The 3,896-nt window shown below is 71.7% G+C and carries 1 protein-coding gene; it reads right to left on the bottom strand.

Annotated features, from left to right (window positions below; all coding sequences use genetic code 11):
- Positions 1-3,896, bottom strand: a 3,896-nt coding sequence (locus tag GT045_RS28895; protein ID WP_161335989.1) for a type I polyketide synthase, incomplete at both ends; no start/stop codon positions are given.

The following is a 3,896-nucleotide window of genomic DNA, read 5'->3' as shown; positions in this document are numbered from 1 at the left end:
GCGACCACCTTCGCCCCGTCCTGAAGCGACAAGCCACCGGCCACCACCGCAGCGGCGATCTCACCCTGCGAATGACCGATCACAGCCGCCGGCTCGACACCGTAGGACCGCCACACCTCTGCGAGGGAGACCATCACCGCCCACAACACCGGCTGCACGATGTCGACCTGCTCCAGCCAGCCCTCACCACCACCGCCACGCAGGATCTCGGTCAGCGACCAGTCCACGAACGGCGCCAACGCAGCCGCACACTCACCCACCCGCTGAGCGAACACCGGAGACGACTCCAGCAACTCCGCAGCCATCCCCAGCCACTGCGAACCCTGACCCGGGAACACGAACACCGTCTGCCCGCGTGAACCGGCGACGCCGCGCACCACACCGGGCAGGACACGTCCATCGGTCAGCGCGTCCAGGCCGTCCAGGAGGCCGTTGCGGTCTCCCGCGAGGACCACGGCTCGGTGCTCGAACGCCGACCGAGTGGTCGCGAGCGAAAGACCGACGTCCAGGGGTGACAACCCGTCGCCGTCCCGTACGAACGTGGACAGTCGCGCGGCCTGGGCTGCCAGCGCACTGTCCGAGCGGCCCGAGATCACCCACGGCACCACCGCGGGCGGTGCGTCCTCCACGGAGGGTTCCATTCCCGGAACCGGATCCGGCGCCTGTTCGAGTACGGCGTGGGCGTTGGTGCCGCTCATGCCGAAGGAGGAGACGGCCGCGCGCCGGGGCCGACCGGTCTCGGGCCAGGCCACGTCCTCCGTCAGCAGCCGTACCGCGCCCGCGGACCAGTCGACGTGCGGCGTGGGCTCGTCGAGGTGGAGCGTGCGTGGCAGCATGCCGTGCTGCATGCCGAGGACCATCTTGATGATCCCGGCGACGCCGGCCGCGGCCTGCGTGTGTCCGATGTTCGACTTGATCGAGCCCAGCCACAGCGGCTGGTCCTCCGGCCGGTCCTGGCCGTAGGTCGCCAGCAGCGCCTGCGCCTCGATCGGGTCGCCCAGCTTCGTCCCCGTACCGTGCGCCTCCACCACGTCCACCTCGGCCGCCGGGACCTGGGCGTTCGCCAGCGCGGCCCGGATCACCCGCTGCTGGGAGGGGCCGTTCGGCGCCGTGAGACCGTTGCTCGCACCGTCCTGGTTGATGGCGGTGCCCCGGACGACGGCCAGTACCCGGTGCCCGTTGCGGCGGGCGTCGGAGAGGCGCTCCAGCAGGAGGACGCCGACGCCCTCGGCCGGCCCGAAACCGTCGGCCGCGGCCGAGAACGGCTTGCAGCGGCCGTCGGGGGCGAGGCCACGCTGCCGGCTGAAGCCGACGAAGGTCCAGGGTGTGGACATGATCGCCGAACCGCCGGCCAGTGCCAGCGGGCATTCGCCCTGGCGCAGCGACTGCACCGCCAGGTGCAGGGCGACCAGTGACGAGGAGCAGGCCGTGTCGACGGCCACGGCAGGGCCCTCGAAGCCGAAGGCGTACGCGAGACGGCCGGAGGTGACGCTGAGAGCGTTTCCGGTGACGAGGTAGCCCTCGACTCCGCTCGACGGGTCGTGGCTGCCCGTGCCGTAGCCGTGTGAACCGGCACCCACGAAGATGCCGGTCTGGCTGCCCCGCAGGACCGCCGGGTCGATGCCCGCGCGTTCGAACGCCTCCCAGCCCGTCTCCAGTAGCAGCCGCTGCTGCGGGTCCATCGCTGTGGCCTCGCGCGGCGAGATGCCGAAGAACGCCGGGTCGAAGCCGCCCGCGTCCGAGACGAAACCGCCGTGGCGCGAGTACGTCTTCCCGGGGGCGTCGGGGTCGGGGTCGTACAGCCCCTCCGCGTCCCAGCCACGGTCCTCGGGGAACCCGGAGATCGCGTCCCGGCCCTCGGTCAGCAGCTCCCACAGCTCTTCGGGCGACTGCACACCGCCGGGGAAGCGGCAGCTCATCCCGACGATCGCGATGGGTTCCTGGTCCGTCGCGGCCCGGACCGCGGGCTCCGCGGGGGCGATGGTGTCGTCCTGGCGGCCGAGGATCTCGGTGTACAGGTACTCCGCGAGGGCGACCGGAGTCGGGTGGTCGAAGACGACGGTGGCCGGCAGTCGGCACCCCGTCGCGGTGTTGAGGTGGTTGCGCAGTCGGACCGCGGTGAGGGAGTCGAAGCCGTGGTCCTTGAAGGTGAGGTCCGGCTCGACGCCGTCCGGGGTGGAGTGCCCGAGGACGGTGGCGGCCTGTTCCTGCACCAGCCGCAGCAGGATGCGCTGCCGCTCCGCCTCCCCCGCGCGCCGCAGGCTGCGCCGCAGGTGCGACTCCTCGGCGTCCGAGGCGGCCTGCGCCAGCGGGCGCCGGGTCACGGTTCGCCGGTCCGGCTCGTCGGTCGTCGCGCGGGAGGCGAGGTCGGCCACCGCGGACAGCTGTTCCTGGGACACCGGGCGGGTCACCAGGGCGTCCACGCCGGCGACCGGGGTACCGACCGCGTCGGTGACGAGCACCGACAGTCCGTCGGTTCCGGCCGGCGCAAGCCGTACGCGCAGCGTCGAGGCGCCGGTGGCGTACAACGACACCCCTCGCCACACGAACGGCAGCCGTGTTCCTTCCGCCGCGCCCCGGTCCGCGTCCAGCGGTCCCAGGCCCGCCTGCAAAGCGGTGTCCAGCAGCACGGGGTGGAGACCGTACCGCGCCACGTCCACCGGCTCGGCCTGCGGCAGCGTCACCTCGGCGAACACTTCGTCACCGCGCCGCCAGACCGCCTCCAGCCCGCGGAACGCCGGCCCGTACGTCACTCCGGTCAGCGCCAGCCGCTCATAGAAGCCGGCTAGCTCGACGGCCTGCGCGCCGGTGGGCGGCCACGTTGCCAAGTCATGCTCTGTCGCCAGGGTTTCGGGGCCGACGACCAGAACACCGGTGGCATACCGGGTCCAGGACCGCCCGTCCACGGCGTCCTCGTCACGGGCGTACACCTCGACGGAGCGCGCTCCGTTCCTGTCGGGACCGCCGACGGTCACCTGAACCTGTACGGCGCCCCGCTCCGGCAGCGCGAGCGGCGCCTCGAGTGTCAGCTCCTCCACCCGGTCACAGCCGACGGTCTCACCGGCCCGCAGCGCCAGCTCGACGAAGACGGAAGCCGCGAGCAACGGCGTTCCCTGTACGGCATGTTCGGCGAGCCAGGGGTGGGTGCGCAGGGACAGCCGGCCCGTCAGCAGCGCCCCATCGGAGGCGGGCAGCGTGACAGCCGCGCCCAGCAACGGGTGATCGGCCGAGGACAGACCGGCCGACGCGACATCCCCCTGTCGGGCGGTGTCGGGTTCGATCCAGTAGTGCTGGTGCTGGAAGGCGTAGGTGGGCAGGTCGACGCGTTGAGCGCCCGTGCCCTTGAACACCGCCGTCCAGTCGACGGCCGCACCCCCGACGAACGCCTCCGCCACCGACGTGACGAGCCGCTCCATGCCACCTTCGTCGCGACGCAGCGAACCGACGGCGGATATAGGCGTGTCGAGGTGCTCCTCTGCCGTCTGCTCGACACCCATCGTCAGCACCGGATGCGCACTCGACTCGATGAACAGACGGAAACCGTCATCGAGAAGGGTCCGCACGGTGTCGGCGAAGCGAACCGTCTGACGGAGATTGCGGTACCAGTAGCCCGCGTCCAGACCGGTCGTGTCCAACACCCCGGCCGTCACCGTGGAGTAGAACGGCACCGAAGCGGCCTGCGGAGCGACCCCTGCCAGGTCGCGCAGGAGTACGTCCTCGATCTCCTCCACATGCGAGCAGTGCGACGCGTAATCCACCGCGACACGACGCGCCCGCACACCCTCCGCCTCGCAACTCGCCAGGAGTTCATCGAGAGCGTCCGCGTCACCGGAAACGACGACCACGGCGGGGCCGTTGACGGCTGCGACCGCGAGTCGGCCGTCCCACGCCTGCAA

Source organism: Streptomyces sp. SID486 (assembly GCF_009865385.1).
In the GTDB taxonomy this organism is placed as follows: Bacteria; Actinomycetota; Actinomycetes; order Streptomycetales; family Streptomycetaceae; genus Streptomyces.
This window is presented reverse-complemented; position numbering and strand designations above follow the sequence as displayed.